Genomic DNA, 24,690 nt, shown 5'->3' with positions numbered 1-24,690 from the left:
AGGCCGCCCCGTGGGGCGGCCTTGTTGCATCATGATCATTGTCCGGACGCCGTGCGCGTCAGAGCACGATGACCCTGGTCCCGACGTTCACCCGCCCATAGAGGTCGATCACGTCCTCGTTGCGCATCCGGATGCAGCCCGAGGAGACGTTGGTCCCGATCGTCCAGGGCTCGTTGGAGCCGTGGATCCGATACAGCGACGAGCCCAGATACATCGCGCGGGCGCCGAGCGGGTTCTGCGGGCCTCCCTCCATGTGGCGAGGCAAATCCGGCCGGCGCGCCAGCATTTCCGGCGGCGGCGTCCAGTCCGGCCATTCGCGCTTGGCGGAGATGGTCTTCACGCCCGACCAGGTGAAGCCGGGACGACCGACGCCGATGCCATAGCGCATCGCGGTGCCCTGGCCCTGCACCAGATAGAGGAACTTGTTGGGCGTATCGATCACGATCGTGCCCGGCCGTTCTTTGCCGTCATAGTCAACGATCTGTTTCTCGTATTTCGGATCGAGCGGACGCTGTGTCTGCTCATATGCCTCCTCGTCCGGCAATCCCTGCTGAGGCGCGACACCGGGCATCGAGGGCTGCGCCCCGTAGTAGGACGGCTGCTGCTGGTACATCGGCTGCCCCTGCGACGGAGCTCCGCGGCCGCCTTGCGGGTCACCGAACAGGAATTCGATGAAGCCGCCGCCCATCCGCGAGCGTTCGACATAGGCCGTGCGCACCGGCGCGCTCTGTTGCGGCGGCCCGCTATAGATGACGGTCGGCTGCTGAAATCCCTGGGCCGCGGCCCGATCCAGACCTGCATAAAGGACGCATGCGCCGGCCAGCAGCGCTGTGGGGAATGATCTGAACATCGACGTCCTCTGTACTGTTTCGTCTGAAGACTGTTCGTCGCGCGAGGCGGCAATGCCGTCGCGTATCGTCAATAAAGAGCAAAACCCGATCGCTTTGGTAAACGCAGAGCCCGCCGGGATTCACCATCGCTGCAGGCGGCGGCGGTTTCGATCGCTAGCGTTTATTTTGCGTGAAGGCCGGACGTGCATGGTTAATGGCTGATGCACGGTGCGCGGGAGCCTCGCGCGGTCGCGGTTCCTGGCGTGAACGCGATGTTAAATAGCCTCCGCGTAGAACTGATCCGAGCAAGAGGTCAGGGATATTGTCATGGCTGTTCGTAAGCGTTTCCGTATCGAAGAAGCAATCGTCGGCCATATGCCGGAGCCCGACTTCGTGGGTGGTGAGATCGGCCCCAACCACAAGGAAATCATGGACGAGCTCCGCGCGATCCGCGCGCAGATGGCCAACGCCATGCGCGGCGGTGGGAACGGCACGGCGAACGCCGCCATCGAAGAGTCTGCCGCACGCGAGGTCGCCGAGGCGCGCGCTTTGCTCGAGACCTATCGCGCGCAGATCGAGCAGTGCGAGAAGCTCAAGGTCGAGCTCGACCTGATCCATGACGCGATCAACCGCACCAAGGGCGAGATCGCCACGCTCCACGCCAAGAGCTTCAACGGCGAGGAGATGGCCAAGGTCAACGGTGAGCTCGGCGCGGTCGTCGGCGGCACGGAGCAGGCCACCCAGCAGATCCTCGAAGCCGCCGAAGCGATCGACCAGGCCGCGAGCGCGCTCGCCAAGGTCGACTCGGCCGATCAGCAGAAGATCCTGAGCGAGGACATCCAGGAGCGCGTGGTCTCGATCTTCGAGGCCTGCAACTTCCAGGACCTGACAGGCCAGCGCATCAACAAGGTCATGACCACGATGAAGTTCATCGAGCACCACATCGTGGTGATGATGGACATCTGGGGCGGCGTCGACGCCATCAAGGCGCATGTGCCGCCGATCGTCGACACCCGCGAGGGCGACGCCAGGCTGCTGAACGGTCCGAAGGCGGAGGGCGATGTCGGCCACGCCTCCCAGGACGACATCGACGCGATGTTCAACTGAGCTCATTCCCTCCGCCGGGCAGCGATCCGGCGGGAGATGGCACCCGACAAAAACGCCGGCGGTTCCGCCGGCGTTTTCCGTTTGTCGACCGTTGCGGGAGCCCTGCCTGGATCTCAGGCCCGCGGTCCGCAGCGGACATAGACCATCGTCTGGTAACGGGTGGCCGCGTCCTTGTCGATGAAGCGGGTGATCAGCACCCGGCCGTCGAAGGAGACCACCTCGCGGTCCTGCTCGCCGCCGGGCGGTCCGGCCGGGCCGATGTAGTTCTTGCCGCTGGCCGAGCCCTTCAGCCGGAGTTCCTGCGGAGTGGCCTGGTCGGCCAGATGCATCACGACACCGCCGGACGTTCCGGCCCCGATCGTATAGGGCTGCTTGCATTGCGCCAGCGCCATCTTCTCGGTGCGTGCGCGGTCATTGGGATTGTTGTAGGCCGCGAGACCCCATTTGCCCACGAGATCCTCGGCCCGAATCGTTGCCGGCACCTCCGGCTCGACCGGTGCCTCGGTCTCCATCGGGCGGCTCGGCGACAGATTGAAGCCACCTCCGCACCCCGCCAGGAAGATCGTGAGCGCCGACGCGATACCGAGAGTGGCAATCGGCCGCGCGCACCGTGAACTCGTCATGGCATCCCCTTAGGAACAAGATCATGGCTGCCCCGTCCGGCAACCAAGCGCAAAACGCGCGTCAGAGCAACGACGTCGGATGACGACGCCGCTCCACTAACATGTCTGGCCCGGTTCAACATCCCCTAACAGCCTCAAGAAGGGCTTAACCGCCGGCCTTTGCTTGACAGGAACAGCGGCAAGCCATATTTCCCCGAGCGGTCTTTAGCACTCGGAGGGCACGATTGCTAAAGCTGCGCGCCGGTTGGTGGCCCAGTTGGGCGCCAATTGTGGCCGCATTCAGATTTCCTCCGACAGCAACCTACCAAAGCACCCGCAAAGGGATCCGTCATGGCCAAATCGAAGTTTCGTCCCCTGCATGATCGCGTCGTGGTTAAGCGCATCGACGCCGAAGAGAAGACCAAGGGCGGCATCATCATTCCCGATTCCGCCAAGGAGAAGCCCTCGCAGGGCGAAGTCGTCGCCGTCGGCCCGGGCGGCCGCGACGAGAGCGGCAAGCTGATCCCGATCGACGTCAAGGTCGGCGACCGCGTGCTGTTCGGCAAGTGGTCCGGCACCGAGGTCAAGCTGGACGGCGAGGAACTCCTCATCATGAAGGAGTCCGACATCATGGGCGTCGTCGCCTGATCCGACCCGCTGAGGGGCGGCCTCCGGCCGCCCCTGGTGACTAGCGCTTTTCAACCTCGTTCGGGCGACAGGCAGGCGATCACGCCGCTGGCCGTCGAGGTCCACTCCAGGAGAGATTCACATGGCAGCCAAGGACGTCAAATTCGCTGGCGACGCGCGCGACCGCATGCTGCGCGGCGTCGACATTCTCGCCAACGCCGTCAAGGTGACGCTCGGCCCGAAGGGCCGCAACGTCGTCATCGAGAAGAGCTTCGGCGCCCCGCGCATCACCAAGGACGGCGTCACCGTCGCCAAGGAGATCGAGCTCGAGGACAAGTTCGAGAACATGGGCGCGCAGATGCTGCGCGAGGTCGCCTCCAAGACCAACGACACCGCCGGTGACGGCACTACGACGGCGACCGTGCTGGCCCAGGCCATCGTCCGCGAGGGTGCCAAGGCGGTTGCGGCCGGCATGAACCCGATGGACCTCAAGCGCGGCATCGACATCGCGGTGGCCGCCGTCATCAAGGACATCGAGAAGCGCGCCAAGCCGGTTGCGGCGTCCTCCGAGGTCGCCCAGGTCGGCACCATCTCCGCCAACGGCGACGCCGCGATCGGCAAGATGATCGCCCAGGCGATGCAGAAGGTCGGCAATGAGGGCGTGATCACGGTCGAGGAGAACAAGTCGCTCGATACCGAGGTCGACATCGTCGAAGGCATGAAGTTCGACCGCGGCTATCTCTCGCCCTACTTCGTCACCAACGCCGAGAAGATGACCGCCGAGCTCGACGACGTCTACGTGCTGCTGCACGAGAAGAAGCTGTCGGGCCTGCAGGCCATGCTCCCGGTGCTCGAAGCCGTGGTGCAGTCGGGTCGTCCGCTGCTGATCATCGCCGAGGACGTCGAGGGCGAGGCGCTGGCCACCCTGGTGGTGAATCGCCTGCGCGGCGGCCTCAAGGTCGCGGCCGTCAAGGCACCGGGCTTCGGTGACCGCCGCAAGGCCATGCTCGAGGACATCGCGATCCTGACCGGCGGTCAGCTGATCTCGGAAGACCTCGGCATGAAGCTCGAGAACGTCACGATCAAGATGCTCGGCCGCGCCAAGAAGGTCGTGATCGACAAGGAGAACACCACGATCGTCAACGGTGCCGGCAAGAAGGCCGACATCGAGGCGCGCGTCGGCCAGATCAAGGCGCAGATCGAGGAGACCACCTCGGACTACGACCGTGAGAAGCTGCAGGAGCGTCTCGCCAAGCTCGCGGGCGGCGTCGCGGTGATCCGCGTCGGCGGCGCCACCGAAATCGAGGTCAAGGAGAAGAAGGACCGCGTCGAGGACGCCCTCAACGCGACCCGCGCTGCGGTGCAGGAAGGCATCGTCCCCGGCGGCGGCGTGGCGCTGCTGCGCGCCAAGAAGGCGGTCGGCCGCATCACCAACGCCAATTCGGACGTCCAGGCCGGCATCAACATCGTGCTGAAGGCGCTCGAGGCTCCGATCCGTCAGATCGCCGAGAACGCCGGCGTCGAGGGCTCGATCGTGGTCGGCAAGATCCTGGACGAGAAGTCGGAGACCTTCGGCTTCGACGCCCAGACCGAGGACTATGTCGACATGGTCGCCAAGGGCATCATCGACCCGGCCAAGGTGGTCCGCACGGCGCTGCAGGACGCCTCGTCGGTCGCAGGCCTCCTGGTGACGACCGAGGCGATGGTCGCCGAGCTGCCGAAGGACGCGGCCCCGGCGATGCCCGCGGGCGGCGGCATGGGCGGAATGGGTGGCATGGGCTTCTGAGCCCGGCATTTCCCATCCCAAGCTTCAGAAGGCCGCCTCCGGGCGGCCTTCTTTTTGGCCGAGTGTCCGGGTGGGGGTGCAGCAATCGCAAATCGGCGCTACAGCTTAAGGCCGATTCTGCCCCACAAGGATTTTCAGATGCGCGCGATTTTGCTTGCGCTGGCCGTGATTGCAGCGGCCGCGCCGGAACTCGGTTGGGCCCAGAGCAAGAGCGGGACCAAGGCCCCCGCCAACGAGACTCGCTATTTTACCGCGATCGACGGGCTGATGGACGGCAATGCCGACGTCATCCTGAAGGAGACGCGCCAGGGCAAGACCGTCACTGCCGCGACGCTCGACGTCTGCTATCCCGTGGCCAAGAATTCGGACCGCAAGGACCGCTTCGTCGTGAGCCTCACCGTCAATGGCCAGACCCTCACCGGCGCGACCCAGAGCAACGGTGCCAAGGAGCCGGTCACGGTGAAGCTGAACCGCAAGCCGACCGGCGACACGTTCGAGTTCCGCGGCCAGATCACGATCGGCAAGACCGTCACCGAGGTGGCGTCGACCGACAACTCCGACGTCAGCGAGAAGGAGTTCCAGGAGAGCCAGTCGACCGACGACGGCATCAACGCTCAGCCGAAGGACTTCACCGACGTCTCGCCCGAGGCGGTGTCCGTTCGCCTCAAGCTCGACGCGGTGACCGACTTCCTGAAGAGCCTGAAGGGCGAGAACGTCGAGGTTTCGCTGCCGAGCCTCATCGTGAGCTGCGATGCCTTGCGCGCGGGCGAGCAGACCATCAGCATGACCGTCGACCCGGACCGCGCCGGCGCGTTGATCGCCAAGGCGCGGGCCACGAACGGCGTCGTGACGGTGGGCTGGACCGCAGGCACCGTCGAAATGGACCGCACCATTCGCTTTGCAGCGGCCGACTGGCGCGACGGCGACAAGATCAACCGGGACAAGCTGGCCGGCGCCATCTCCGACGTGCTGGCCACGACCTACAACGCCAAGCCCACGAGTGCCGTCTGGAACCCGGTCACCGGCAAGCTGAAGCTGACCCTGAAGCGGCCGAGCCAGCTGATGCCCAGCCTCGAGCTCACGGATGTCATCGAGGTCACCAGCCTCGTCTCGGCCGACAAGCCGGGCGGCGCGGACGCGCTGATGCTCTGGATCAGCAGCCCGACCACGACCACCGTCGACGAGGCCTCGAGCGCCAAGCTGATTCTGTCCGACGAATCCTCCGGCGATGAGGAAGGCGACACCCGCGACGATGGCGGCGCCATCGACGAGCTGGCGAAGGTCTTCAAGGCCAAGCGCTGGGACGCCGACAACTCGGTCTGGAAGTAAGCCGAGCGGGCGCGCCGTCGAGCAACGCGCGCCCTTAGAACCGCGATTGTTTTTGGGCGCAGCTTTCGCCGCCCCACCGCTGTCATGCTCCGCGAAAGCGGAGCATCCAGTACTGCGCGGCAGAAGATGTTCAACCGAGGTGTCACGGCGTGCTGGATCGTCCGCCTCAGCCTGTCATCCGGCCGGCCGAAGGCCGGACCGGGTGGCGCACGATGCCATCCTGATCTACATGATCAATTTGCCAGGACGCTGGAAACGGCCATCCCGTCTCAATTGGTGTTGAGCCGGAACCGCAGCGTCTTCGGTCCGACGAAGATGATCAGGTCGCCCTGACGCTTCCAGTTGGTCACTGCGCTCAATGCTGCGATCAGCTCGTCGTCCGCCTGGGCGCGCGCCGGCGGGCAGTTGCGGTCCTCGATCTTGCCGGCGATGAAGACGATGGTGTTGCCTGCGACCGAGAACTGCCCCTTGCCGCCCTTGCACCAGAGCTCCAGCACGGTCTCGCCATTGTCGCCGATGTCGAGATCCGGCACCCGCTTCGAGCCCGGCTGCGGCAGCGCATCGAGCGTCATTTCCATGCCGAAGGGAAACTCCTCCGCCGAGGCTGCGGCAAGCGGCACGCCGGACATCAACAGGGTCGCCACCACGCCGGCGACGGCTCGCTTCACTACTCGCATCGTTCCTCTCGACACATCATCACGCGCAGGGCCCGCCTTGTAGGCGATCGGCTGGAAGGCCGCCAGCACGGCTCCCGCACAATTGTGACCCAAACATAGCAAACCCCGCGTCGCAGGGGCGACGCGGGGTTTTTGTCGCAGCCGGTGGCGCTACTTCAGCACCATGGCCGTGAATGGGTAGACATAGGCCTGCAGGGTGACGAACAGGCCGACCAGACAGGCCAGCACGATCGAGTGCAGGAAGACGTAGCGCAGGATCGAGCTCTCGTGGCCGTACCAATTGGTCGCGGTCGAGGCGACCACGATCGATTGCGCATCGATCATCTTGCCCATCACGCCGCCGGAAGAGTTGGCCGCCGCCATCAGCACCGGCGACAGGCCGAGCTGCTCGGAGGTGATCTTCTGGAGATTGCCGAACAGCACGTTCGAGGCGGTGTCCGATCCGGTCAGCGCCACGCCCAACCAACCGAGCAAGGTGCCGAAGAACGGATAGAGCACCCCGGTCGCGGCGAAGGCGAGACCGAGCGTCGCGTCGACGCCGGACAGCCGGGTCAGCGTGCCGATGGCGAGCATCGCCGAGATCGTGATCAGCGAGATCGCGCAGAGGCGGATGGTGCGGCCATATTCGGCGATCAATCTGCCCGGTCCGACGCCCATCAGGAAGCCGGAGATGATTGCGGCAATCAGCATGCCGGTGCCGGTGAAGGTCAGATAGGTGAACGAGAACACCGCGCCCTCGGGCGTCGGCTTCGCGGCCACCGGCGGAACCTTGTTGATCAACTTGTCGAGCTCGGGCACCGGATAGTTCCAGGAAAAGATGCCGTTCGCCCAGGTCTTGAAGGCGCCGTTGCCCCAGATCAGCATGATGATGCAGACGATGATCCACGGAAGCAGCGCGCCCCACAGCTCGCTTTGCGTCAGCGGCGTGCGGTCCAGCGGCTTCTGTGCGGCCATGGTGGACGCGGATTCGTCACGGCCGCGCAGCGCCGGCGACAGCCACAGCTGGCGGGGTTGCCAGACCTTCAGGAACAGGATCAACGCGCCCATCGAGATCAGCGAGGCGCCGATGTCGACGATCCACGGATTGATGTAGTTCGAGATCAGGAATTGCGGCACCGCGAAGGAGACGGCCGTGACCAGGATCGCCGGCCACACGTCCTTCATGCCCTTCCAGCCCGCGAACGCCCAGATCACCCAGAACGGAACGATCAGCGAGAACACCGGCAGCTGCCGGCCGACCATCGCGCCGAGGATATAGGGGTCGAGCCCGGTGACCGAGGCGAGGCCCTGGATCGGCGTCCCCAGCGCACCGTAGGCGACCGGCGCGGTGTTGGCGATGAGCGACAGGCCGGAGGCCGCCAGCGGCGAGAAGCCCAGGCCGATCAGCACCGCGCCGGTGATCGCGACCGGCGTGCCGAAGCCGGATGCGCCCTCGAAAAAGGCGCCGAAGGAGAACGCAACCAGCAGCAGCTGCAGCCGGCGGTCCTCGGTCACGCCGCCGATCGCCCGCTTCAGGAGCTCGAAGCGGCCGGTCGAGACCGTGACCTGATAGAGGAAGATGACGTTGAGGACGATCCAGCCGATCGGGAAGAAGCCGGTGATGACGCCGAGCATGGTGGCGCGCAGCGACATGTTGGCCGGCATGGTGAAAACGAAGATCGTGATCAGGTTGGTCAGCACGACGGCGATGATCGCCGCGATATGCGCCTTCACCTTGCCGCTGGCGATCAGCACCAGCAGCGTCACCACTGGGATGGCGGCGGCGAGCGTCGACAGCGCCGGGCTGCCCAACGGGTCGTAGATTTGATTCCACATCGCGACTTCTCCCCCCACGTTCTTGTTGTTGGACCCGATCCGGCGGGGCGGATCAGCTCAGTTCGCCACGGCCTCGAGGCCTGGCAGAAGGTCGGAAAGCGAGAACACGAAGCAGGCCATGCCAAACTCTGCTCAAATTCTCGCGACATCTGGCGGGGTCGGCGATCCCTCTCCCTCACCACATGCTACGGTTTGACGCAGGTCACGGACAAGCGGGTGGTCGCCGGACACCTTACGACTTTCGTCTAGACAGGCATCCAAGCCTGCGAAATTCTTCTTCCATGTCAGCCAGTTAAGTCCCTTTCTCAGGAGCAGCCCCTCTGTGAACAATTTGCGCTCGACCCTCGCCATCGTCTGGCGGATCGCCATTCCCTACTTCCGCTCCGAGGACAAGGTCGCCGGCCGCACCCTGCTCGCCGCCGTCATCGCCATCGAGCTCGCATTGGTCGCAATCGACGTGCTGGTGAACCAATGGCAGGCCAGGTTCTACAACGCGCTGCAGGAGTACAACTGGGACAGCTTCATCTGGGAGATCGGCGTCTTCGTCGTGCTCGCGACGACCTTCATCGTGCTGGCGGTCTATCAGCTCTATCTCAACCAGTGGCTGCAGATTCGCTGGCGGCGGTGGATGACCGAGGCCTATCTGCGCCGCTGGCTCGGCGACGCCAGTCACTATCGCATGCAGCTCAAGGGCGACGCGGCTGACAACCCCGACCAGCGCATTGCCGAGGACGTGAAGCAGTTCGTCGAGCAGACGCTCAACATCACCGTCAATCTTCTCAGTTCGGTCGTAACCCTGGCCTCGTTCGTGGTCATCCTATGGGGCCTCTCGGAAGCGGCGCCCCTCACGCTGTTCGGCATGGAGTACCACATTCCCGGCTATCTGGTCTGGGCCGCTCTGCTCTATGCGATCGCCGGAACCGCGCTGACGCATTGGATCGGATCACCGCTGATCAACCTCTATTTCGAGCAGCAGCGCTTCGAGGCCGATTTCCGCTTCAACCTGGTGCGCGTCCGCGAGAACTCCGAGCAGATCGCGGTGCTGCGCGGCGAGAGCGCCGAGCAGACCCTGCTGGCGAGCCGCTATGGCCGCGTGGTCGCCAACTTCTACCAGATCATGAGCCGCACCAAGCGGCTGACGGCGGTCACGAGCGGCTACGCGCAGGTGGCCACGATCTTTCCCTATGTCATCGTCGCCCCGGCCTATTTCGCCAAGAAGGTGCAATTGGGCGGCATGATGCAGACGGCGTCCGCGTTCTCGAGCGTGCAGCGCGCGCTGTCCTTTTTCGTCAACGCCTACCGCACCCTGGCCGACTGGCGCTCGACCGTCGCCCGCCTCGACGGCTTCGAGATGGCAATCGAGAGTGCCAAGACGCTCTCGGCCGAGCCGCAGACGATCGATGTCGTCAGCCATGCGGGAGACAGCATCGAGCTCGCCCAGCTGCTGCTCAAGCTGCCCAACGGCCTGCCGCTGATCGCGGCCGACGGCTTCAGCATCAGGAACAGCGAGCGCACGCTGCTGACCGGGCCGTCCGGTGCGGGCAAGTCGACGCTGTTCCGCGCCATCGCCGGCGTCTGGCCGTTCGGCAGCGGCGCGATCAGCGTGCCCGCGCATGCCACGCTGATGATGCTGCCGCAGCGCCCCTATTTCCCGATCGGCCCGCTCAAGGCAGCCGTCGTCTATCCCGCGGCCGCGGATGCGTTCGGCCTCGACCGGATCAAGCAGGCGCTGATCGCGGTGGGCCTGCCGCTGCTGGCGGATCGCCTGGACGAGGACGGCCATTGGAACCGGATGCTCTCGCTCGGCGAGCAGCAGCGTCTGGGGATTGCCCGCGCCCTGCTGCACGCCCCGCAATATCTGTTCCTCGACGAGGCCACGGCATCGCTGGATGAGCCGGGCGAAGCCAGGCTCTATCAGGTCATCGCCGAGCAGCTGCCGCAGACCACGGTGGTGTCGATCGGCCACCGCTCGACGCTGCACGCCTTCCACGACCGCAAGGTCGAACTCGTTCGGGACGGCGACCGATTCTCGCTGCGGTCGACCGGACAGGGTGCGGATGTCCCTGCGGGCAGCGCAGAGTAGCTGATCCAGGACAAAGCGTCCCGCACGGGCCCGAAGTCAGGTGGCCAGCGCGGGAGCGTCTGCGCAGGCATCCTGACAGACAGGCCAGCGACGGCCATGTCCAACGGCTCGGCATCATCAGCGTGGGCACCAAAAGCAGAAGGGCGGCAGATTGCTCTGCCGCCCTCATGAACGTCCGGTCCGCCGTGCGGCGATTACTTCAGGTTGCTCATCGCCGTCAGGTCGACCGAGAGCTTGGCAATGCCGGTCGCACCGCACCACTTGGAGCCCAGGCCAGCCGGGTTGATCGGGGTCACGTTGGTCGTGCCGCTGGCCGTGAAGTCGCTGGTGAAGGCGTTGCAATCGCCCTTCGACATGTCGGTGTCGGAGTAGCGCAGGTCCAGCGTGAACACCTTGTAGGTGAAGCCGACGCCGATGTTCCAGGTGTTGTAGTCGGCGTAGTGGATGCCGTTCGGGAAGGCCGGAACACCATAGAACGAGTCCGAGGTGCCGAACCACTGGCGACCGAATTCACCCGACACGTACATGCCGACGCCGCTGGAGCCGAAGGTCGTGCTCGGGGCGGTGAACTTGCCGGTGACCGAGGCGTAGTTGCCCCAGGCGCCGGTATTCAGGAAGTTCGGCGAGTAGAACTCGGTGACGCCGAACGTCCACATGTCGTTCAAGGTATAGTTCATCTTGCCGTAGACTTCGAAGAACGAGACGTCCTTCTTCATCACGTTCAGGTTGGTCAGGGTGTTGGCCTGACACTCGGCGCTCAGCGCCCGGCCGGCGAAGTCGGTCGTCGCGCCGCCGCCATAGTAGCAGGTGCCGCCCGGATACAGGTAGCCCCAGACGCCGATGTCGAACGCGAAGGCGCCGAAGGTCGGACGGATACCGCCGTAGATGTCGATCTCGGCCGCAGCGCGGTTGGCGAAGGAGATGCTCTCGCCGGCGACGCCGATGTAGAGCTGCAGGTCCTTGTTGACGTTGTAGCGCGGCTCGAAATAGGCGGCCACCGACGGCTTGTGGTTCGACTGGGTCACGCCGCGGAAGACGTAGTCGTTCATGATCGCGGCGCCGAACGCGATGTCCCAGGGATCGAACGCCACCGGCGGCGGGGCCTTGTAGGCCTTGACCGCCATGTCAGCGGCCGAAGCCGAACCCGAAATCATTGCCAGCGCCGTTGCCAACAAAGCCAACTTCTTCATGACGTTCCCCATCACCCAAATTTCGAGCATCGGTCCGATGTTCGGCCCCCCGGGGCGCAATCAAGACCACCTGCGTCATACAAGCGCAATGTGTGACAGCGTCTCGCCGCAGGTGAAGCAAAAAAGCGCGGCATCTGCCGCCTTTTTGGGCGATTAGGCAATTCTACGGCAGGTTGTTGGCTGCCTGTTGCATTTGAACAACAAATTTTCGTGGGCAATATCCCTGTGAGATGCACGAAATACGGAGTTTTCCGCGCGCTCGCCTCACAACTCACTGCAGGGATCATCGGACGAACGCCGCGGATTCGCGCGGCCGTAGATTTGCGGGGTGCGACCCGCCCGAGCGAGTCGGCACGTCCGGGCTACGCGTACAGGCCAGAAGCAAGAGAGGCCGCAGCGTTGCCGCTGCAGCCTCTGTCGTCGAATGTGGGGGTCGTCGAATGTGGGGGTCGTCGAATGTTGGGGTCGCCGAATGACGGGGGCGTCGAATGACGGGGGCGTCGAATGACGGGCTCGCCACAGACCTGGGCTCGCGCGCCGCTTGCACCCCGCCGCACCGAGACCGGCGGGCGTCGGCGGCGGACGTCAGCTCTCGGAGGTGGTGCCTTCCTCGCCCTCGTGAGCTTCCGGCGCGGCGCTGGGCATCGCCCAGCTGGTCTCGGCAGCCGGTTCGGTCTCGTGCGTCGCGGGGGTCTCGACCAGCGGCGCCATCTTCTTCGGGGCGCGCTTCTTGGCGGCCTTCTTCGGCACGGCCGGCGCCTTCGCAGCAGCCTTCGGCGCGGACTTGGCGGGAGCCTTGGCAGGAGTCTTGGCCGCCTTCTTGGCAGGAGCCTTGGCCACCTTCTTGGCGGGAGCCTTCTTGGCCGGGCTCTTGGCGGCCTTCTTGGCCGGCGCCTTCACGGCCTTCTTCGCCTTCTTCGCGGGAGCTTTCGCAGCTTTCTTCGCTGCCTTCTTCGCGGCCTTCTTGGCTGATGACTTGCTGGTCTTCTTCGCGGCCTTCTTGGCCTGCGCCATCAGCTTCTTTTCCTTTTTGTCTTTCTTGTCCTTCTTCGACTTCTTGTCCTTCGCCATCGAAACCTCCTGTTGCCGCCGAACGCTCACATCATCCGGCGGGACGGGCCGGCAATCCGCACGCGCCCATCCTTCAATTCAATCCTGGTCGCGGACCGCCCGTCGCCCAGTCGAGAAGTTCAACGGTGTGGACGACGGGAACGGTCGTACCGCTGGCAATCTGCATCATGCAGCCGATATTGCCCGCAGCGATTACATTCGGCTTGACGGTCGCGATGTTGGCGACCTTGCGATCGCGCAGTCTCATCGCGATGTCAGGCTGGAGAATGTTGTAGGTCCCCGCCGAACCGCAACACAAATGACTCTCCGGTATATCTTTCACCACGAATCCGGACTTGGAAAGCAATTCTTTCGGAATGCTCGTGATTTTCTGGCCATGTTGCAGCGAGCATGCGGAGTGATAGGCGACGACGACGTCGTCATGCGCGGCTTCCGTCTTCAGGTCGAGCGTGGCGAGATACTCGCTGATGTCCTTCGCCATGGCCGAAACGGCAGCCGCGGGCTCTGCAAATTCCTGGTCTTCGCGCAGCATGTGGCCGTAGTCCTTGATGACGGTGCCGCAGCCCGACGTCGTCACCAGGATGGCGTCGAGGCCGCCGCGCTGCGCCTCCGCCGTCCACACGCCGACATTGGCCTTCGCCCGCGCCGTCGCATCGGCGTCCTGCCCCATGTGATGGGTGAGCGCGCCGCAGCATTGCTCGTCCCTCACCAGCACCACCTCGATGCCGTGCCGCGTCAGCACGTTGATCGCAGCCTGGTTGATGCGCGGCGCCAGCGCCTGTTGCGCGCAGCCCTGCAGCAGCGCCACGCGGCCGCGCCGCGCGCCCTGCGCCGGAAACACCGTGCCGCCGGAGGGCCCCGGCGCGGGCAGCGGCCTGGTGGGCGCGAGCTCCAGCATCGCCCTGACGCGCCGCAGCACGCTCGGCGCCGGCCCCGTGGTCGACGAGGACGCCGGCAGCAGCGCCTTGAACGGCCGGGCGAACCGCGCCAAGGTCATTGCCAGGCGAAACTCGCGCGGACGCGGCAGCACATAGCCCAGCACGGCGCGCAGCAGCCGGTCCATCAGCGGCCGCTGATAGGTCTCCTCGATCCGCACCCGCGCCTGGTCGACCAGATGCATGTAGTGCACGCCGGACGGACAGGTCGTCATGCAGGACAGGCACGACAGGCAGCGGTCGATATGCTTGACCACGTCTGATGTCGGCGCCTGCTCCTTCTCCAGCATCTGCTTGATCAGGTAGATGCGGCCGCGCGGGCTGTCGAGCTCGTCGCCGAGCAGCACATAGGTCGGACAGGTCGCGGTGCAGAAGCCGCAATGCACGCAGGCGCGCAGGATCTTGTCGGCGACCGCGATATCGGGATCGGCGAGCTGCGCCAGGGTGAACTCGGTCTTCATGCAGCAACGCTCCGCCTGATACGCCCGCGGTTGAGAATGGCCTTGGGATCGAAGGAGACGCGAACCCGCTCCTCCAGCGCGGCGACGCCCGGCGGCTGCGGATGGAAGACGTCGACCGCGAGCCGCATCTCGTCCCACGCCCGCAGCAGCATCGCGTGGCCGCCGGCGGCGTCCGCGAGCTTCCGCACCACGCCCGCGGAGGCATCCGCCTGCGGCGGCAGCGCCGCCCAGATCAGGCCGCCGCCCCAGTCATAGATCACCTCGCCGCCGGTCTGCCGCGCCAGGGCCTGCCCCAGCGCGCCGCCGGAGACCGGCGGACAGACGATCCGCCACACCGTCCAGGCGCCCAGCGTGCCCTGGGCCGCGAACGGCAGCACGTCCCGCACGGCGCTCCACAGCGCCGCCGAGGCATCGTCGGCAACGATCTCGGCCGCGCCGAACGGCGCCAGCAGCTTGGTCAGCGAGCCCGCGCGATGCACGGCCGACGCCGTGATGCCCTCAAGCCGAACCAATGTCACCGCCTCGCGCGGCGAGCCGACCGCGCCCAGCCCCTCGACCTCAGGCCGCAGCGACGACGCCGGCAGGTGCGCCGCGCCGGACACGTCGAACGGCGAGCCCAGCGCCGCCGTCATCGCCCGGTTGGCCCGGAGATCGTCGAGCCCGCGCAGCACCAGCGTCCGCTCGGCCTCCGGCCGCGGCATCACCTTCAGCGTCGCCTCGGTCATGACCGCGAGCGTGCCCCAGGAGCCCGCCAGCAGCTTGCAGAGGTCATAGCCGGTGACGTTCTTCACCACCTTGCCGCCGGTCTTGAAGCTCTCGCCGAAGCCGGACACGGCGTAAGCCCCGAGCAGGTGATCGCGCACCCCGCCGGCCCTGACCCGCCGCGGCCCCGCCAGCCCCGCCGCGATCATCCCGCCCAGCGTTCCCCGGCCCGTGGTCCCCAGCAGCGGACCCGTATCCATCGGCTCGAACGCGAATTGCTGGCTCTTCGAATCGATCAGCGACAGCAAGTCGCCGAGCGGCGCCCCGGCCTGCGCCGTGATGATCAGCTCGTTCGGCTCATAGGAGACCACCGCGCTCAGCGCCGACAGGTCGAGCACGGCATTGGTCGCCGTCACCTGGCCGATCCCGCGCTTCGAGCCATGCCCGATCACCTCGATCGGCTGCTCATTGGCGATCGCCGAGCGGACCACCTCCTCCACATCGGCTGCGTTCCGTACCTTCAGGGCGTCCACCACTGCTCGCCTTGCTTGTTGATGATGCGGGCGACCGCGACGCGCGGCCACCTGCGTTGGAGTCGTTCTAGAGCATGATGGACGAAAAGGGCAGCCCGGGGTGGCGAAAAGATCGTGCGGGGACAAGGAGATGAGAGGGAACGACGGAAGCGCCGGGCGGAACGTTCGAGGTCTTGGAGCGCGGACTCGCCAGCAGCGCTGTCGACGCGACACGAGCCATCCCCCACGCGCGGTGCGCTCCCTCTCCCCGTCCTTCACGGGGAGAGGGTTGGGGTGAGGGGCAGCCACACGGGTGGTGCACCCATGGCGCGCAGTCCGTAGGGCGGGTTAGCGCAGCGTAACCCGCCGACCTTTCGCGCCACATTGCGAATGACGCCTTCGGCTCATCCGCCCTACGCGCTGCGTCACCATCCCCGTCATTCCGGGGCAAGGCCGCAGGCCTTGAACCCGGAATCCGGAGCTTGTCTTGCGTCCCTCCGAGGCACGAGTCGGGACGACACCGTCCATGCCGCACGGCCGCCCTGGACAAAACCGCGACGACGACGAACGGTGCGACGATGCGGATCAAGCAAGATGATCGGATGTGATGCGACTGGACGGGATGCAGATGAAGCTTGTGATGGGGATACTGACCGCCGCGCTCGTGCTGGCCGGCATGGGCGCGGGCCAGGCGACGGTGCGCATTGCCGACGACCCGGGCGGACGTATCGGAACTTATGTCGACAAATTCAAACTCCTGCGCGACTCCGGCGAGCAGGTCATCATCGACGGGATCTGCGGGGGAGCCTGCACGATCGTGCTGGGGACCCTTCCGCGCGACAGGATCTGCGTTACCCCGCGAGCCGTGTTCACGTTCAGGGAAACTGACGATCTGGGGCCCTTTTTTCGTCCTGTCCCGAACCCGGAAGCAACGCGGATGCTGTTTGACCTCTACCCGGCCCCGATCAAACGATGGATCACGCGCCAGGGCGGCCTGACCGCACATCCGATCTTCCTTCGCGGCAAGGAGCTCCAAGCGCTCTATCGGCCATGCGCGATCAACGTCCCGGCCTCCGGCAACGGGCTGCGGTAGATGGATTGTCGATCTAAACGGGCTCTCTAGTTAAATGCACTCACTGTAATCCCGAGCCCGGTTCCAACCGGCCAAGTAACGGCGGTCCCGCTCCAAGGCGAGGGAGCAGTATCGTCGGGACCTATGTCCGCTTGACGGGTTAGCGAAGCGTACCCCCCCTTTCAAGCCACGCTGCGGATTACGCCTTCGGCTAATCCGCCCTACGCGCTGTAAGCGCAACTTCCGAGCTTACGCGCGCTAGCGGGACAAACTCAAAGCAGAAACAGCCCGCTTCAGATGGCTATAAAAAGGTCGCTTGATAGCTAGTTGCCATCAACGAGACGTGTGCGTCGAGCGGAGGACTTAGCTCAAAGGCACGCGGCTCGCGAGCGAAGTTCCACACTCGCACAAGCCGCCACTCGTCATAATGCGCCTCGGCAAACTCCAGCTCGTTGCGGCTAATGTAAAACGGCGAACGCTCCCAGCCATTGGTAGTTTTCACTTCGATTAGCCGCTCGCCACCGTTAGGCTCGAAACTTTGGATATCATAGCCCGCGCCATCCCCATCGAGTTCCGATACCCATCGTATCCGATGCACAAGGTCGCTTCGGCCGGCGGCGAGAAGCGTTGCGCGCTCGTGCGCAAGCACGCGCTCCTCGCCGGCGCGCCCCAGCTTCCGATTGCGGGCGTCACGCTCAGCGACGTCGTATCTCCTAGCAACCGCTTGCATCTGCTCAAGCTCAGCAGGCGGCGGCGCGTTGCTGTAGGTCGGCGGCGGCCCGATCCAAAGTTCCTTAGGCTCTTGCAGGGTTAGCCGAGTGTCTTCTATCGCGGTACGCATAGCACGTTCGAGCCAATCCGGGTGGCTACGCAGCCAGCGATCCACGGCATCGGCAAGCGCGAGCTGATAATTGAATGCCGGCTTATAGCCTTGGATCCAGTCCTCGTTTAGCCCTTTGAGCACCGCGCTGATGTTCTGATGCTTGTACTCGATGGCACCGCGTGGCCGATGAATCATGCTTTGCAGCGCCCGGTTGTGCTCAGCCTTATTGTAGGGCTGTCCAGCAAGTTCGTTCACGAACATTTCAAAATAGTCCGCAACTATTGCGTCGTTCTGCTCGTCAGTCCAGTCACCCGCCATCGATATCGCTCCCAGGCAGATAGAAGAGCACCATGATTGACGCCGGACAAGCGGCGATGCCGAAAGGAACTGCGGACTACGCCTCGGCTATAGCCCTATGCGCTAGCATTTCTATAGCACCACGCAACTATTGCACCGGCCATCGCCGCACGATACGTTGATAAAATTTATGTATTTAACTGATGCGGAGCGACCTTGCCCGATCCAGGCCCACTAACCCAAGTCGCTGGTCAGCCCTGGCAATTAGTATCGGCGGTTTCAGGGCTGGTCGGCGTACTCGTCGGCGGTATAATAAGCGGTGGAGTACAAGCGTGGCTCCTAAGTCGACGCATTGTGGCCGACGAGACGCTGGCTGAACGCAAGTTCAATTTCGACAAAGATCTTGCGGAGCGCAAGTTCAAATATGACCGAGATCTACACGATCATAAACGAAAGGTCGAACTGGCTGAACAAGCTCTCACTGCCTTTTATGAGGCCCGAGACGTGTTTATTTCGGCCCGCAGTCGCGGCATATATGGCGGCGAAGGCGCTAGCCGCACGGCTCTCGAAGGCGAGAGCAAGGCTCAGCAAGAACAGCGCAACAGATACTTCATACCAATTGAACGCCTAACACAGAACAAGGAGGTGTTCGCTCGATTGCGCTCTCTACGCTACTCTTTCATCGCTTATTTTGGCGAAGCTGCGACTGCGCCCTTCGAAGAAGTTTTCAGCGTCCAGATCAAGATAATAACCGCTGCGAGTATTATCATTCAAATGGCGCCACAAGACGATGAAGGCGATCACCGTCACTCTTTCAAAACCAGCATCGAGCCTCTTTTGAACGAGCTCGGTTGGGGAACAGCAGAACGCCCTGACGAGTCTGATCGCAAGATCGAGAAAGCTATCCACGATATCGAGGAGCTATGCCGAGCCGTGCTTAGGCAAGCTTGATTAGTTTCGGACTGTGCTGGCCCAAGTCGCCATCGAGGACTTTGACCAATCCACGACAGCAGGGCTTCAGGCCCCGGGCAAATCACCCAAACGTTTTGCTTGATCTCACGGCATCCGTGTCAAGCCAATAGCGCTCAGAATGAGAAATTAGCCAGCCATTTCAGATCTGAACGCCAAGCCACCTCCTCGCGAGATTTTCCGGTTTCGTTTTTACAGAATTCATGCCATGCTCCGCCCGACTCACCCCTCCGAGAGGGACGTACGCGCGGTCGTCACGATACGTGGGGTGGGGATGTGGTGGCCGTGTCGGGTCGCAGCGTGGCTTCGTGTCGCGCCGACGAACGATTTCGATGCGGACGTGAAATCGTGTGGGCCTGGCCTCCCGGTGCTGAGGTCAAGCCGGCGATGACGCCTGAACGCGTCGCGTCGGCGACGGGGACAACAACGCCGATCCCCGGGGCGAGCACGTATAAGCGTTAAGACCGCCACGCGGGGAATGCCGGATGTTCGGCTGAACCTGTGGTGACTGCCGCCTGCTTTTTTTGTTGCAGGCGGGCCATGGGTGAGGCCTTCACCCGGCATTCCCCGTGCCCTCTCGATTGGTTTTGGAGGGCGGACGGTCGCATCACCTGGGCGGAGGACGCCGCGGGGCTGCGGGCGTGTGTCTGAGGGGTGGAATGTGGATGGAGGCAGGCTCTCTCCACCGTCATTCCGGGGCATCGCGAAGCGATGAGCCCGGAATCCATAACCCCGAGCGGATGTTGGTGGAGCGAGATGGAGCTGCCGGCGTGCCTCACTCAACGGGCTGTGGTTATGGATTCCGGGCTCGCCCTGCGGGCGCCCCGGAATGACGTGGGGAGAGAGAGGGGGCGCGATCGAGCAGTCGCCGTGCGTCAGAGGGGACGATGGATGAGTGGGGCAACCTCTCTCCGCGTCATTCCGGGGCATCGCGAAGCGATGAGCCCGGAATCCATAACCACGAGCGGATGTTGTTGGAACGAGATGGAGTTGCCGGCGGGCCTCACACAGCGGCCTGTGGTTATGGATTCCGGGCTCGCCCTGCGGGCGCCCCGGAATGACGTGGGGAGAGAGTGTCGCGTGAGATCGAGCAGATGTCGGTGGGCAGACGACAGATGACACCGCCCTGCCCGCATGCGCGCGCCTCAGAACCGCGGCAGATCCGGAAACGCCAGCTTGCCCGCATGCACGTGCATCCGGCCCAGCTCCGCGCAGCGATGCAAGGTCGGAAACACCTTGCCCGGGTTGAGCAGCCCCTGGCTGTCGAACGCGCATTTCACGCGTTGCTGCTGGTTGAGGTCGATCTCGGTGAACATGTCGGGCATCAGGTCGCGCTTCTCGATGCCGACGCCGTGCTCGCCGGTGAGGACACCGCCGAGCTCGACACAGCAGCGCAGGATGTCGGCGCCGAAGGCCTCGGCGCGCTCCATCTCGCCGGGCTTGTTGGCGTCGTAGAGGATCAACGGATGCAGATTGCCGTCGCCGGCATGGAACACGTTGGCGCAGCCGAGCTGATACTTCTCCGACAGCTCGCGGATGCGCGCCAGCGCCTTGGGCAGCGCGCCGCGCGGGATCGTGCCGTCCATGCAGAGATAGTCCGGCGAGATGCGGCCCACCGCCGGGAAGGCCGCCTTGCGGCCGGCCCAGAACAGGTTGCGCTCGGCCTCCGAGGTCGAGATCCGGCAGGTGGTCGAGCCGCAGCCATTCGCGATCGCCTCGACGCGGCTGATCAGCTCGTCGACCTCGACGCCGGGGCCGTCGAGCTCGATGATCAGGAGCGCCTCGACGTCGAGCGGATAGCCGGCATGGACGAAGGCCTCGGCGGCGTGAATGGCCGGCTTGTCCATCATCTCCATGCCGCCGGGGATGATGCCGGCTCCGATGATGCGCGCGACGCATTCGCCGGCGGCCTCGACTTGCGCGAAGCCGACCATCAGCGCGCGTGCCGTCTCCGGTTTTTGCAGAATGCGCACGGTCACCTCGGTGACGACGCCGAGCAGCCCCTCCGAGCCGGTGATCAGGCCCATCAGATCATAGCCGGCGTTCTCGTTGCACTTGCCTCCGATACGCAACACCTCGCCGTTGATCAGCACGATCTCGCATCCCAGCACGTTGTTGGTGGTCATGCCGTATTTGAGGCAGTGCACGCCGCCGGAATTCTCCGCGACATTACCGCCGATCGAGCAGGCGATCTGCGACGACGGATCTGGCGCGTAGTAGAAGCCGGCATGCGCCACCGCCTGGCTGATGGCGAGATTGGTGACCCCCGGCTCGGTGACGACGACGCGGTTGTCGAAATCGATCTCGCGGATGCGCTTGAACTTGCCGAGGCCGAGCAGCACGCCATCGGCCAATGGCAGAGCGCCGCCCGACAGCGACGTGCCGGAGCCGCGCGGAACCACTTTGATGCCTTGTTGATGGCAGTATTTCAGAACCTGCGAAACCTGTGCCGTCGTCTCCGGCAGCACCACGACCATCGGCGGCTGGCGATAGGCCATCAATCCGTCGGACTCGTAAGGCAGCATTTCGGCGGCGCTGTCGATGACGCCCTCGCCTGGGACAATCGCGCGCAGTGCAGCAACGATCTCGCCGCGGCGCGCCAGCACCGCCTGATCAGCCTCCGGCATCATGATGGCCATCGCGCGCGTCTCCTGAAGTCGATTTCGACCGTCATATCAACCACAACCGCGGCGCTTTGGGTAGGCGGACGCGGCCGGTTTCGCTGTTTGCTGCCGCGCAAAGTTCGTGGCGATCAAATGAACCCTATCCCGATGGACGGCTTGTCTGAGGGCGGAGGCCATGCCACAAACCTGCGCACGATTTTTGTCTCGAAACCACAGAGCCTGATCCATGAAGAAACTGACTTTGACTGCGCTCGTCGTGATCGCCTCGTCGTCGTTGACCTCGGCCGTGCTGGCGCAGGATGCCGCCGCCGGCAAGACCTCCTTCAACAAGTGCCTGCCCTGCCATGCGATCGGCGAAGGCGCGAAGAACAAGGTCGGCCCGGAACTGAACGGCCTCGATGGCCGCAAGTCGGGCACCGCGCCGGACTACAACTATTCGGAAGCGAACAAGAACTCGGGCATCACCTGGAACGAGGCCGTGTTCAAGGAATACATCAAGGATCCGAAGGGCAAGATCCCCGGCACCAAGATGACCTTCGCGGGCATCAAGAACGAGACCGAGATCAACAACCTGTGGGCGTACATCGCCTCGTTCGACAAGGACGGCAAGCAGAAGCAGTAATCGGCGGCGCGACTCCCGCGCAGCCCTCGAAGCCCCGGCCGCGCGCCGGGGCTTTTTCGTTTTCAGGGTGCGGCCGCCGCAGTCGCCGTGAGCGCGCCGACCATCCGCTCGACCTCGGCGGCAACGAGCTCCGGCACGGCGTTCTGCACCATGTGGCCGAGATCGGGCACGACGATCAGGCGGGTCTGCGGCAGCACCTGCGCCAGCCGCCGCGCATGAATGTCGGTGTAGACGGTCTTGTCGGCGTCGCCGGCCAGGATGGTGATGGGGACTTTGATCTCGGCGTAGCGCGGCGACTGCTCGATCACCGCCTGCTTGAGGGTGACGAGGTCGAGCGCATTGGCCAGGAATTCGCGCGGTCGCAGCAGCAGCGGCGTCGCGCTCTGGTCGACGAAATCGTCCGGCATCTGCTGCGGCGCAAACACACCGCGGGCGCCGGGGCCCATCAGCGCCAGGCCAAGCGGCAGGGTGATGGTGTGGGCCAGCAAGGGGCCGATCACCGGCGTGGTCACGGCCGCATTGTACTGCCCGACCCCGCCGCGCCAGGGATAGGCGACCGGCGCCAGCATCACGAGGCCGGCGACTCGGGCTGGAAAGTCGAGCGCCATGCGCAGGCCGAGCGCGCCGCTCCAGGAATGCACGACCAGAATCACCGGGCCGGTCCCGAGCCGCCCGAGCGCCTCGTCCAGCATCCGCGCCTGCGCGGCAGGCGTGGAATCCTCGGCCCGCGCTCGCGGGCTCCAGCCATGGCCGGGCCGATCGACCAGCAGGACCCGGTGGCGCTCCGCCAGCATGTCGCCGAGCGGCCGGCGCATCGCCTCGAGGTTCGAGCTGGCGCCGTGAAGCAGCAACAGCGGCGGTTTTTCGCTGTCGCGGGGGCCGATATCCACAAGATTGATCGTCGCCCCATCGACATCGATGGCCTGCCCCTGCGCCGGATAGCGGCGCTCGACCACTGCGACGCCGGCCCTTGTGAGCAGCGCGAGGACGGCCAATGCGCCCACCAAGAACATTGATATCATTGAGAGTTTTCTGCCTGTCACGGAGACAGTTACGAGCCGGATCGGCGGGAGTTGCAGATCCGGCAGCCGGGTTTGGCCGTTACGACCGGAAATCCTGTCATCACGGCGTCGTCGGCCATTTTATAACCATGGTCGGGACTTTTCCTCGCAATCGGCTGATGGCCGTGAATTACTTCCGGTCGGGTCATTGCGTTGTGCGACCTGCGATGACCGGCCCTGCGTTTAGTTTGGTGTTTTGGGAGGGGGTTACCGATGAGTGTTCGTTCGAGCGAGACGGCCATCGACGAGATCGTCGCCAGCTGCAATGGCGATCTTCGTGGCGCGCTGAAGGCCCTGCTGCTGGTCAACGAGCATCTGGAGGCCGAGATCGCGCAGCTGTATGCCGCAGCCGCGCAATACGGCCTGCCGGACCGCCGCAGCACCGCCTTTCACTGAGCGGTCTGACCGGCGGCTCGCGCCGATCATTCCCCCCGTCAATCCTCCTGCGTCATGTCCTTGTTCGGGCACGCGTTGATCGTCGATCGCGCCAGCTTGGCGTCGTCTTTCGACTTGAACGGGCCGGATGCGAACCAGATGTCCCCGATGATGACGGGGTTGCTGGTCACGATCTCGCAGCGATTGGTGGCTCGGTTTCCCACCACCCAGAACAGGTCGTCGGCCCAGGCGGCCGTCGCCGTCATCCCCATCAGCACCGTCGTCAGCACCGCACGCCTCATCGCGCCGTCTCCTGCCCAGGTTTCATCCGATCAAACGGCAGTTGGGGGCACGCGGATTGGCCGGCAAGCACGACCGTCGCAACATGGTTAATCAGCCGTAAAGGCTCAGATGTCGCGGCCCTCGACCTTCTCGGTCAGGGTTTTGACGAGCTCCGGCACCTTTTCCAGGTGCGGATTGACCTCGAGTGCCTTGCGGAAGGCATCCAGCGCGCGCTTTTCCTCGCCCAGGTCCTGCATGATCATGCCGAGACCGGCAAGCGCGCCGAAGTGCCGCGGCTCCCGCACCAGCACCTGCTGGATGTCGGCGAGCGAACGGCCGTAATCGTTCTGCAGATAATAAATGGTCGCCCGGCGGTTCCAGGCCTCGACATAATCGGGCCGGAGCTTGATGACCGAATCGAGCAGCTTGAGCGCGACCTCGTTCTGCTTCGCGTCCATCGCCGCCTTGGAGCGCGACATCAGCAGCGCGACGGTATCGCTGGGGGTCTGCAGCCAGATCGCCCAGATCCGCGCTTCGACGTGCTTGGCGCTGACATCGTCGGGCGCGGCCTTGAGGGCACCGAACAGGAAATCGAGCCCCTTGGTCTTGTCGGTCCCGACCTTCGGCAGCTTGGACGGTGCCTCCGGCGGCTTCGGCTTGGTGATTGCGCGGGGCTCACCCTGCGCAACGGCAAGGGAAGGGATCGAAATCAGGGAGGCGGCGAGCAGAATCGCCCGGAAAGTTCGCTTGGCCATGCGGCAAGTGTAGACGCAGAAACCGCGCCCTGCAAAGCAGAGCGCGCGTCAAAGACCTGTGAGCAGGCTCGGCAGGCGCGGGC

23 protein-coding genes are annotated in these 24,690 nt (G+C 64.6%); 10 read left to right on the top strand and 13 right to left on the bottom strand.

Annotation, left to right across the window (positions count from 1 at the left end):
• Positions 1-58 precede the first annotated feature (58 nt).
• Positions 59-850, bottom strand: a complete 792-nt coding sequence (locus HL666_RS10250) for a L,D-transpeptidase (RefSeq protein ID WP_172181253.1) — start codon at positions 848-850, stop codon at positions 59-61.
• A 307-nt stretch (positions 851-1,157) separates the two neighbouring features.
• Here HL666_RS10250 and HL666_RS10245 point away from each other — a divergent pair, with 307 nt between their 5' ends.
• Positions 1,158-1,937 carry a protein phosphatase CheZ gene (locus HL666_RS10245; protein ID WP_172112484.1) on the top strand — a complete coding sequence of 260 codons (780 nt, stop codon included), beginning with the start codon at positions 1,158-1,160 and terminating at the stop codon, positions 1,935-1,937.
• Between the two features lie 113 nt (positions 1,938-2,050).
• On the opposite strand, the gene HL666_RS10240 is transcribed toward HL666_RS10245, so the two are convergent.
• On the bottom strand, positions 2,051-2,560 hold the full coding sequence (locus tag HL666_RS10240; RefSeq protein ID WP_172112485.1) for a hypothetical protein: 510 nt from the start codon (positions 2,558-2,560) through the stop codon (positions 2,051-2,053).
• Between the two features lie 330 nt (positions 2,561-2,890).
• Between HL666_RS10240 and groES the strand changes: the two genes are divergently transcribed.
• The 3 genes from groES (at position 2,891) to HL666_RS10225 (ending at position 6,281) form a co-directional block, all read left to right on the top strand.
• On the top strand, positions 2,891-3,187 hold the full coding sequence (gene groES, locus HL666_RS10235) for a co-chaperone GroES (protein WP_008961387.1): 297 nt from the start codon (positions 2,891-2,893) through the stop codon (positions 3,185-3,187).
• A gap of 121 nt (positions 3,188-3,308) precedes the next feature.
• Positions 3,309-4,952 (top strand): chaperonin GroEL, encoded by a 1,644-nt coding sequence (groL, locus tag HL666_RS10230; RefSeq protein ID WP_172132270.1) that lies wholly within the window; start codon positions 3,309-3,311, stop codon positions 4,950-4,952.
• Between the two features lie 138 nt (positions 4,953-5,090).
• A complete protein-coding gene (locus tag HL666_RS10225) occupies positions 5,091-6,281 on the top strand; it encodes a hypothetical protein (RefSeq protein ID WP_172181251.1) in 1,191 nt (396 codons plus the stop codon).
• 269 nt (positions 6,282-6,550) lie between these two features.
• Here HL666_RS10225 and HL666_RS10220 read toward each other — a convergent pair whose 3' ends face one another.
• Both HL666_RS10220 and HL666_RS10215 read right to left on the bottom strand, forming a co-directional pair.
• A complete protein-coding gene (locus HL666_RS10220; protein WP_172112488.1) occupies positions 6,551-6,958 on the bottom strand; it encodes an META domain-containing protein in 408 nt (135 codons plus the stop codon).
• 150 nt (positions 6,959-7,108) lie between these two features.
• On the bottom strand, positions 7,109-8,773 hold the full coding sequence (locus tag HL666_RS10215) for an L-lactate permease (protein ID WP_172181249.1): 1,665 nt from the start codon (positions 8,771-8,773) through the stop codon (positions 7,109-7,111).
• A 322-nt stretch (positions 8,774-9,095) separates the two neighbouring features.
• Between HL666_RS10215 and HL666_RS10210 the strand changes: the two genes are divergently transcribed.
• Positions 9,096-10,856, top strand: a complete 1,761-nt coding sequence (locus tag HL666_RS10210) for an ABC transporter ATP-binding protein/permease (RefSeq protein WP_172181247.1) — start codon at positions 9,096-9,098, stop codon at positions 10,854-10,856.
• 194 nt (positions 10,857-11,050) lie between these two features.
• Here the strand turns inward: HL666_RS10210 and HL666_RS10205 are convergent, their stop codons facing one another.
• Complete coding sequence (locus HL666_RS10205; RefSeq protein ID WP_172112491.1) at positions 11,051-12,046, bottom strand: TorF family putative porin; 996 nt, start codon at positions 12,044-12,046, stop codon at positions 11,051-11,053.
• Here HL666_RS10205 and HL666_RS10200 point away from each other — a divergent pair.
• Positions 11,979-12,203 carry a hypothetical protein gene (locus tag HL666_RS10200; protein ID WP_172180997.1) on the top strand — a complete coding sequence of 75 codons (225 nt, stop codon included), beginning with the start codon at positions 11,979-11,981 and terminating at the stop codon, positions 12,201-12,203. The two genes, HL666_RS10205 and HL666_RS10200, sit on opposite strands and share 68 nt — an antisense overlap.
• Before the next feature lie 428 nt (positions 12,204-12,631).
• Here HL666_RS10200 and HL666_RS10195 read toward each other — a convergent pair whose 3' ends face one another.
• The 3 genes from HL666_RS10195 to HL666_RS10185 form a co-directional block, all read right to left on the bottom strand.
• A complete protein-coding gene (locus tag HL666_RS10195; RefSeq protein WP_172181245.1) occupies positions 12,632-13,117 on the bottom strand; it encodes a hypothetical protein in 486 nt (161 codons plus the stop codon).
• 73 nt (positions 13,118-13,190) lie between these two features.
• Positions 13,191-14,513, bottom strand: coding sequence for a glycolate oxidase subunit GlcF (glcF, locus tag HL666_RS10190; RefSeq protein ID WP_172181243.1), 1,323 nt, complete (start codon positions 14,511-14,513; stop codon positions 13,191-13,193).
• Positions 14,510-15,748, bottom strand: a complete 1,239-nt coding sequence (locus tag HL666_RS10185) for an FAD-binding protein (protein WP_172181241.1) — start codon at positions 15,746-15,748, stop codon at positions 14,510-14,512. Before HL666_RS10185 ends, glcF begins: the two co-directional genes overlap by 4 nt.
• 586 nt (positions 15,749-16,334) lie before the next feature.
• On the opposite strand from HL666_RS10185, the gene HL666_RS10180 reads away from it, so the two are divergent.
• Entirely contained in the window at positions 16,335-16,820 is a 486-nt protein-coding gene (locus HL666_RS10180; RefSeq protein ID WP_311975731.1) for a hypothetical protein, read from the top strand.
• A gap of 280 nt (positions 16,821-17,100) precedes the next feature.
• Here the strand turns inward: HL666_RS10180 and HL666_RS10175 are convergent, their stop codons facing one another.
• A complete protein-coding gene (locus HL666_RS10175) occupies positions 17,101-17,940 on the bottom strand; it encodes a protein NO VEIN domain-containing protein (protein WP_172181239.1) in 840 nt (279 codons plus the stop codon).
• 195 nt (positions 17,941-18,135) lie between these two features.
• Between HL666_RS10175 and HL666_RS10170 the strand changes: the two genes are divergently transcribed.
• A complete protein-coding gene (locus HL666_RS10170; RefSeq protein WP_172181237.1) occupies positions 18,136-18,870 on the top strand; it encodes a hypothetical protein in 735 nt (244 codons plus the stop codon).
• A gap of 1,163 nt (positions 18,871-20,033) precedes the next feature.
• Here HL666_RS10170 and HL666_RS10165 read toward each other — a convergent pair.
• The gene (locus tag HL666_RS10165) at positions 20,034-21,527 is read right to left on the bottom strand and encodes an FAD-linked oxidase C-terminal domain-containing protein (protein WP_172181235.1); all 1,494 of its coding nucleotides are present in this window, start codon (positions 21,525-21,527) and stop codon (positions 20,034-20,036) included.
• A gap of 211 nt (positions 21,528-21,738) precedes the next feature.
• On the opposite strand from HL666_RS10165, the gene cycA reads away from it, so the two are divergent.
• The gene (gene cycA, locus HL666_RS10160; protein WP_172132261.1) at positions 21,739-22,134 is read left to right on the top strand and encodes a cytochrome c-550 CycA; all 396 of its coding nucleotides are present in this window, start codon (positions 21,739-21,741) and stop codon (positions 22,132-22,134) included.
• Positions 22,135-22,196: 62 nt separating this feature from the next.
• On the opposite strand, the gene HL666_RS10155 is transcribed toward cycA, so the two are convergent.
• Positions 22,197-23,156 carry an alpha/beta fold hydrolase gene (locus HL666_RS10155; RefSeq protein WP_172181233.1) on the bottom strand — a complete coding sequence of 320 codons (960 nt, stop codon included), beginning with the start codon at positions 23,154-23,156 and terminating at the stop codon, positions 22,197-22,199.
• Positions 23,157-23,408: 252 nt separating this feature from the next.
• On the opposite strand from HL666_RS10155, the gene HL666_RS10150 reads away from it, so the two are divergent.
• The gene (locus tag HL666_RS10150) at positions 23,409-23,591 is read left to right on the top strand and encodes a hypothetical protein (RefSeq protein ID WP_015669379.1); all 183 of its coding nucleotides are present in this window, start codon (positions 23,409-23,411) and stop codon (positions 23,589-23,591) included.
• 38 nt (positions 23,592-23,629) lie between these two features.
• Here the strand turns inward: HL666_RS10150 and HL666_RS10145 are convergent, their stop codons facing one another.
• Positions 23,630-23,872, bottom strand: a complete 243-nt coding sequence (locus tag HL666_RS10145) for a hypothetical protein (RefSeq protein WP_172113284.1) — start codon at positions 23,870-23,872, stop codon at positions 23,630-23,632.
• Positions 23,873-23,977: 105 nt separating this feature from the next.
• On the bottom strand, positions 23,978-24,607 hold the full coding sequence (locus HL666_RS10140) for a tetratricopeptide repeat protein (RefSeq protein WP_172181231.1): 630 nt from the start codon (positions 24,605-24,607) through the stop codon (positions 23,978-23,980).
• Between the last annotated feature and the right edge of the window lie 83 nt (positions 24,608-24,690).

Origin of the sequence: Bradyrhizobium aeschynomenes, from assembly GCF_013178945.1 — a bacterium.
Taxonomy (GTDB): Bacteria; Pseudomonadota; Alphaproteobacteria; order Rhizobiales; family Xanthobacteraceae; genus Bradyrhizobium; species Bradyrhizobium aeschynomenes.
The sequence above is the reverse complement of the archived record's forward strand: the minus strand, read 5'-3'. Positions and strand labels throughout refer to the sequence as shown.